Consider the following 7,038-nt stretch of genomic DNA (forward strand, 5'->3'; position numbering starts at 1 on the left):
AGATTTCTTGTTTTTCACAAGGGCTCCTGATTATGTGGTTGTCTGCCTTCAAGATAGGAGCCATCAGAAAAATTTCAACTAAATTTAGGACAAAATCCGCAGAATCCAGCCTGATGTGAATCATAGTTTTTTATTTTTAAAATCATATTTCCAGAGTAATTAGGTTTGAATTGAAGAATTGGCGTAGCGTCATTGTCGGAATCCTCTAATAAAACTTCGCCCGCAGAGGAAAGCAATGTAAGATCAAGGTCAATAATATCGTTGTCTCCGGCTCCAAATACATAGTAATTCACTCCGCCTTCAAATTGTGTACTTAGGCTATGGGCCGCTCCTTTTGACAGGTAGACTCCAAAAATGCAGTTGCCATCGACATAATCATAATTTGCAAGATTGATCACTGTCGCTCCAGCAACGATTTTAGATAATGCTTGCGTAAGATAATCAAAAATGGATGTCTGCGCTTTAATTTCAGCAGGTATTAAGAATGCAACCATAATCAGCAAAGTGTATTTCGCTTTGCAAACGCTTTTTTTGTTGTGTTTCTTTTCCATGAGATACTCCTTACCGATTGAATTGTTTTGAACCATAAATAAAGGAGGTAAAGAAGGTCATCACTAAAGCAAATAATCTAAGGCCCCCAAGGTAATCCACGCAACTGATGTTCGGTATTTAACTTGACAAGAACAACCTTGATTTTACAGGCTCAAATGTGTCAAGTCAATTCGCGATTGCCAGTAAGTCGTTTCCGCAAGCATGTATGCCACTTCACTCCCGCTTTCTAAAACGACCAATCTCTGGCCAAAGTGTGCCATCCGTTCGGTACATTATTAATTCCCCTCGATGGATTTCAAGCCGAACGAGCAAATCCTCCGTATAACGAGGAGTACAGCCTTGAGATTTTTCCGCTTTTTTTTGTCGTTGAGGTGCAATCTGGCCGTCAATTACCGCTCCAAGAAAAAATTGACGAATCCAGGTTTCTCTTGTTCTGCTCCTATTGCACGGCCAAATGTAACCATGTGGAGCGCGATCTGTACTTTGCCAGGTATGCTGAATGTCGAGGATACCTTGACTACCTGTTTCTCGAATTTGAATTGTTTCGGATACCTCAATTTCGCTATTGTCATCAGTCATGTACTTATTCATACTCTTCCACAAACCTGTAAAATCGGAAGCTGTATGCGGATGTGGCGATTGTATTGCATAGACCACACCAGAACGATCCAGTAGTTTTAATTGAAGTTCACCAGATACAGTTGTCACAAAAATTGGAAATGTGGCGACCCCGTCAATGCTTACCATTGCTTTGTATAAATACTTTTCTCGTGACAAGGTTTCTACACGCGAAACGTTGTATGCACCTGGTTTGCCATTCCAACGAACCGTAGAACTTACCAAGTCCCATACAAACATTCTAAACGCTGTGGCCATACAGTCTTCCTTTAGAGCGGTAACTGCTGATTTACCAAGAAAACTTTCCAACTGATTGGCCTCGCTGATACATTGACTTACTGTTACTCGGGTACTGATATCTGCCCAACTTTCAAATTCCAAGCCGGGTAATGAAGCAAGCTCGTGTCCGACTCGAGCTGCTAACGAAATATCATCGCCTTGTGTTTTTGTGGTCTGTAGGCGTGCAAGTTCTACCTTGCCAAAGAATTCGCGCAGCCTGGGGAGATCATCTAACGCTACATATGTTACCTCCGACGCTTTACGGCGTTGACTAAGTGGTAACTGAAGGTACTCATTTTGTATGCGATCTAGTAACGTGACAACATCTTTTGTGGAGGGTTCAGATGGTTCCTTGAGCGACTTTAACATTTCTTTCAGCACATCAATATGAATAGCCCCGTTTTGGCCATGATGTTCCGTATCTTTCAATACATTAATACCGACAACACGACCAGACTCATCGACAGTTGGGCCGCCGCTGAAACCGGGCTCAAGCTCAGTCGATACCACGAGTGCCGATACAGCGTCGTCTTGAATTATTTGGCTGGTAACCCTATCAATAAATGGAAATTTTACTAGATTTGATATTGTTCCTTCCTTTCGTGTAAGGTCAAGTCCTCCGCTTACAGTAAGGTTGCTGGCTGGATACCCCCACGAGGTAACCCGGGCATCTCGTTTCGGGGTTCCGAATTGTAACGGCGGCATTTTTGCGGATGGTACATTTCTCAATTCAAGAATAGCGATATCTGCTTCAGCGCTAAACTTTACAATACGAACCTCTGGATAGGCTTCGACAAAGACAGCATCGTCCTTATTATCTACGGTTCGCTCAACAATGATATTTCCCCCAGATTCTACGACATGAAAGTTTGTTACCACCCAGTGACGGCCATTTTCATCCTTTACAAAGAAGCCAGTGCCTCTGCTTGAATTGTCTCCCGTTCGGGCAATAACACGAACTACAGAGGATCTTGTATTTTCGTTTTTTGCACATCCGCCTGTTCCAATAAGTACTAAGATTGCACACAGCTTCAATACCATTGAGACGGCCTTCATCTTCCACCTCCGTTAGTATAAAATTACGAGTTTTTGATTTGGTGAGCATCTCATAATGAGATGCTATCAGTGATCCTTAAACCTCAAAAGTTTATTAACTTGTGAAAGAACTGGCTCGACACCCGCATGAAATATAACAAGGGGCAAGACAACTCAAAATTTTGCAGCTAACGCAAAATGATAAGTGAGTAACCCATTTGGCAATGTGAGCTTGTCGAGATTTGTATTTTGATACAACTCATAGCCTTCTTTGAACTCCCAATTTTTTGAAATAATGTAACGTGCGCCTAGCGAAAACCCGAGAAAAGGCAAATTTTGGATGAATGGGTTGATATTGAGATCAATATACGGAGCAGGTCTAGCAAGGGAGAGCGTGTTTAATGATTCTTTTGTTATGGCGCGGCCATTCGTTGTGCGTCCGGACAGAAAGAGCATTTTGCCATGCACCGCAGTCACTCCAGCCCCGATACTCACAATCGTATAAGGCTTCCAATTTGTCCGGCGACTCATGAAATTGTAAGTCAACCCGCCGCCATAGTGTTTGAGAGACATGAAAGTCGCTCCCTGAACTTGGTAGCTGTTCGCACCCACAGGTTGCGCAAGATAAGCATCTCCCACGAAGACGGGACGCCTGGCAATCTGATGTTCTTGAGAATAGAAAGCATTTATGTAGAAACCACGATAAGCCAGCAGCGCCCGGCTTTCACTTTCAGCGCCCAAAGGTATGGCTAAACGAAAATAGCGTGGAGCCCCATATGTATCTGCCTCCGCTTTCCAGGCCGGATTGCCTTGCTCGTCGTTTGCAGTTGCAGCAAGAGATTGAGCGCCGCCAAAATGAGCAAGAATAATCGGCATTTGCCGGCCGAGCAGAAACATGTTCGAGGTGGCTTTCGAGAGTTGATATGTATATCGCGTCTCAAACCCTCTATCGGTGAGCGCTGCCAAAGCGAGGTCTGCTCTTTTGATCAAGTCCGTATTTCTGTCCCTTTCTGCCATGCCACGTGTCTTGAGATAATCTTCCATGGCGTTTCTGGCAATTTGTGCCGTACCATATCCAAGGAGTCCGCGCCACAAGTGGCCGGTCCATTCTCCACCGCTCATTTCACCGAGGTATTCACCCGTTGCCTCGCCAACTTTTCTTCCCAAAAAGTCAGCAACGTTTAGCGCAATCTTTCTCTGTAACTCATACGTAACGTCGTCAAGGCTGCCGCGTTGTATGATAGTTATCAAATCATAGACATCGGAGCCCGTTGATCCCCAAAAGAGCCAAAAAACCCCTTTCCAAAATGCATCGATCATAGCTCTTCTATGAATCGTTCGTTCGATTGAATCGAGATCATATCGATAAGTCTCGTAATCATAAATGCAACTCACCTTCAATGATCGAACGAGCTTTTTTGTGAATTTATCACTATGTAAAGTAGCCCGTGCATTTGGTTCCAAGAAGAAACTTTGCCGAATCAGCCCGTTTTCATCTTTCACAAAAACTTTGAGCGAGAGCGCGGAGCGATTGTGAAATACCATGGATTTTTTAGAATGCAAAGTTGCGGTCACGGGCCAGTTTGCTTTTGCGTCGCCAAGATCAAAAAGTATGATCGCCAGAGAGATTGAAGTTGTGAGCAAAATCGTTCTTTTAAACAGCATAATCATCCCTCCTTAAATAAAATGTGAATGAGATGAATGGAATAAATGCGTTGATGCCTTTGACAGATGCAGATTTGGTGCAAGTCTGCAAAAATGCCTATAACGAAACTCGTACCACGATGAAATAACAATGTCGGATCAAACTGCCCTGCAATAAAATCAACAGATTAAACAGTGACGGGCGGGATTGGAATAAAGCGCAAGAGGCGTGGAAAGTGGAATGGATTCCAATCGTATGGAGAGAAGTTCCTGATGAAGATTCTTGTTCATTGCCAATGTGGGTGCTTGCGGAGAGCCCCCGAGATACTTGCTAACCAATGAAATGAGATGGCTGGCGCCAAGCAATAGCTCTCGCATCATTGTTCTCCGTTTCCGTGATGGCCTGCCTTCAGTAACTTGAATTCTGATGGAGCGAATGCTGCGAACATTGCATTTTTTTCATCCAAAATCTCTAAGCCATTGGCCTATTGGGTAAGCAATTTGCTTATTGTAAACTCGGCCATGTTTCAATTATATTTGCACAGGTTATTTTTCGTGCACCTTCGCTTCTGGCGCGCGCCTCGGCAAAATGCCTAGTAAATACGCCATTCGCTTAGTGCATCCGGATGCTCTCCTGTTTATCTTCCGCCACCTCCCCGACCGGCCTTCCAGTATGAAATGAAGGGTCGCGCCGGTTCCGCATGATCCGTTGTAAGACCCATGCGATTGATGAGGCATGGGGGGAGCCTCATCAAATTTCGTCAACATATCGCAACATTTCTCTTTGCATTGATCGCATAAATCCTTAGAATTAGCGCTCCGGTATCCCCCGACTTTCGACTAAGGAACGCGATCGTGATCGAAACTGATTCTTCCAATTTCATCATTGCGATTATTTTCACCACCGCCATGATTGGCCTGGTCGTCGGTATGTTTGGCTATCATCTCATCGTTTCGGGGAAAAAATTGCACAAAGCACAACGCCTGGCAGAGGCCGCCCTGGAGTTTACGCCCTCCTTCATGACCATCGTTTTTGATGAACGTTATCGCGTGGCCGAGGTCAAAGTGCAAAACCCGGCTGTGGCAGACCATTTTCGCAACGCGCTGCTCCGCAAGAATATCGAAGAGCTGAATTTCCTGCCCCCCGCCCTGCGCATTCATCACGATTCGGCTGCCGTCCACCCGGAGCCCGGCGATCTCCGCGCCCCGCTCAAAATGCCTGCCGGTGAGGTGATTTACCTGGAGTGGGACATGCGACAATCTGCCGAGAACACTGATTTTCACATCGCCAGGGGTTTCGACATCACCAACGAGCTGTTGCACACGCAGAGAAAACTGCGCGTCCTTTCCGCCGCCTCCTCCGAAGGCGAAGAGCGCGAACGCAAACGCATTGCGGAAGATCTGCACGATCGCATCGGCGAAATTCTCATCACCTCTTCGCGCCTGCTCGATGATCTCAAGAAAAAAAGCTCTTCCCCGGATATCCGCCAGGGACTCGAGGAGCTTGACCGCACCATTGAAAAATTCACCAAAGGCACGCGCACATTGATCTCCGATCTCGTGCCGCCGATACTCTACAATGTCGGGTTTGCGCCGGCCATTGAAGCGCTGGCCGTGGATTTCAAACGGCAGTACCATCTTGCCATTCAGCTCGAAGACGGCTGGCAGGAAACTCCGGTCAATCAGGAAATCGCGATTTTTCTCTACAAAGCGGTGCGCGAGTTCATTCACAATGCCATCAAGCACGGCGGCGCGGACGAAATTCTCATTTCTCTGAGCCGAGAAGATCACCAACTCGCCGTGACAGTGGAAGACAACGGCTCAGGCTTCGCCGCGGAAGAAAACCATTTTGCCATAAACACCGATTCGGGCTTCGGCTTGTTCAATATGAAGAATCGTGCGGAGTATTATCAGGGGGGACTCGAGATCGACAATTCAACCAAACTGGGCGGCGGGCAGATCAAGGTTTGGGTGTCGCAGGGCAAGGCTGATGGTGTGCAAATCATCAACAATTAACGATTCGTCATTAACCATTAACCATTCGCCATTTCAAACGGTTGAATAGCAAATGGTTAATGACTAATGGTTAATGGCTAATGAAAATGAATGGTCAATGATCATTGATGAATGGGTAGTTTTTTGAGCAAGCCCAGCGCAGGAGAAACGCCATCCTCTATGAAGATCAAAATCCTGTTGGTCGAAGATCATCACGTGATTCGTGCGGCGTTTCGCGCGCTGCTGGAAAGCCAGTCTGCGGTGGAAGTGGTGGGCGAGACGGACAACGGCGCGGAAGCCATTGATCTGGCGCTCAAGCTGCAGCCGCAGGTGGTGATTATGGATATCGGCTTGCGCGGCTCGGAAATCACCGGCACGCAGGCCACGCGCAAAATCACTGCGGCGCACAAGGAGATCAAAGTCATTGCGCTTTCGGTGATGGAAGACGGACCCCACGTCAAAGGCATGATGTCAGCCGGCGCCTCGGGCTATTTGTCCAAAGGCTGCACCGCCGATGAATTGCACGAAGCCATTCAAACCGTGATGGAAGGCAAATTCTACTTTAGCAAAGGCGTGAATGCCACGATTCAGGAAGAGTTCGTGAATATCCTGCGGAACACCCCCTCACCCAATCCCAATGACCTGAGCGGCCGCGAGCTGGAAATCTTGCGGTTCATTGCTCTGGGAGAAAACTCCAAAACCATCGCCCTCCGCTTCAACATTTCCCCAAAAACCGTTGACACCCACCGCCGCAATATCATGGAAAAGCTCAAACTCAACAGCATAGCAGATTTGACGAAGTATGCCATTCGGGAAAAGATCATTCAGGAAGGGGAGTGAGTGCTTTTAGCCACGGATAGACACGGATTGGCACGGATGAAACCAAAACACAAAATCCGTGAGAATCCGTGTTCA

Annotated in this window: 5 protein-coding genes; 2 read left to right on the forward strand and 3 right to left on the reverse strand. The window is 46.6% G+C overall.

Going from position 1 to position 7,038, the window contains the following annotated elements; all coding sequences use genetic code 11:
• Positions 1-74 precede the first annotated feature (74 nt).
• From FBQ85_24060 to FBQ85_24070, 3 genes are all read right to left on the reverse strand, one after another.
• Entirely contained in the window at positions 75-551 is a 477-nt protein-coding gene (locus FBQ85_24060) for a hypothetical protein (protein MDL1878208.1), read from the reverse strand.
• Between the two features lie 214 nt (positions 552-765).
• On the reverse strand, positions 766-2,505 hold the full coding sequence (locus tag FBQ85_24065; protein MDL1878209.1) for a trypsin-like peptidase domain-containing protein: 1,740 nt from the start codon (positions 2,503-2,505) through the stop codon (positions 766-768).
• Between the two features lie 153 nt (positions 2,506-2,658).
• On the reverse strand, positions 2,659-4,149 hold the full coding sequence (locus FBQ85_24070) for a hypothetical protein (protein ID MDL1878210.1): 1,491 nt from the start codon (positions 4,147-4,149) through the stop codon (positions 2,659-2,661).
• Positions 4,150-4,983: 834 nt separating this feature from the next.
• Between FBQ85_24070 and FBQ85_24075 the strand changes: the two genes are divergently transcribed.
• Complete coding sequence (locus FBQ85_24075; protein ID MDL1878211.1) at positions 4,984-6,144, forward strand: hypothetical protein; 1,161 nt, start codon at positions 4,984-4,986, stop codon at positions 6,142-6,144.
• A gap of 111 nt (positions 6,145-6,255) precedes the next feature.
• Complete coding sequence (locus FBQ85_24080) at positions 6,256-6,963, forward strand: response regulator transcription factor (GenBank protein MDL1878212.1); 708 nt, start codon at positions 6,256-6,258, stop codon at positions 6,961-6,963.
• Positions 6,964-7,038 lie beyond the last annotated feature (75 nt).

The sequence above is a fragment of the Cytophagia bacterium CHB2 genome (assembly GCA_030263535.1).
GTDB lineage: Bacteria > Zhuqueibacterota > Zhuqueibacteria > Zhuqueibacterales > Zhuqueibacteraceae > Coneutiohabitans.

Bases quoted from the DNA above. Each gene is read 5' to 3' on its own strand.
- FBQ85_24060 (MDL1878208.1), bottom strand. From the start codon at position 551: ATGGAAAAGAAACACAACAAAAAAAGCGTTTGCAAAGCGAAATACACT.
- FBQ85_24065 (MDL1878209.1), bottom strand. From the start codon at position 2,505: ATGAAGGCCGTCTCAATGGTATTGAAGCTGTGTGCAATCTTAGTACTT.
- FBQ85_24070 (MDL1878210.1), bottom strand. From the start codon at position 4,149: ATGCTGTTTAAAAGAACGATTTTGCTCACAACTTCAATCTCTCTGGCG.
- FBQ85_24080 (MDL1878212.1), top strand. From the start codon at position 6,256: ATGGGTAGTTTTTTGAGCAAGCCCAGCGCAGGAGAAACGCCATCCTCT.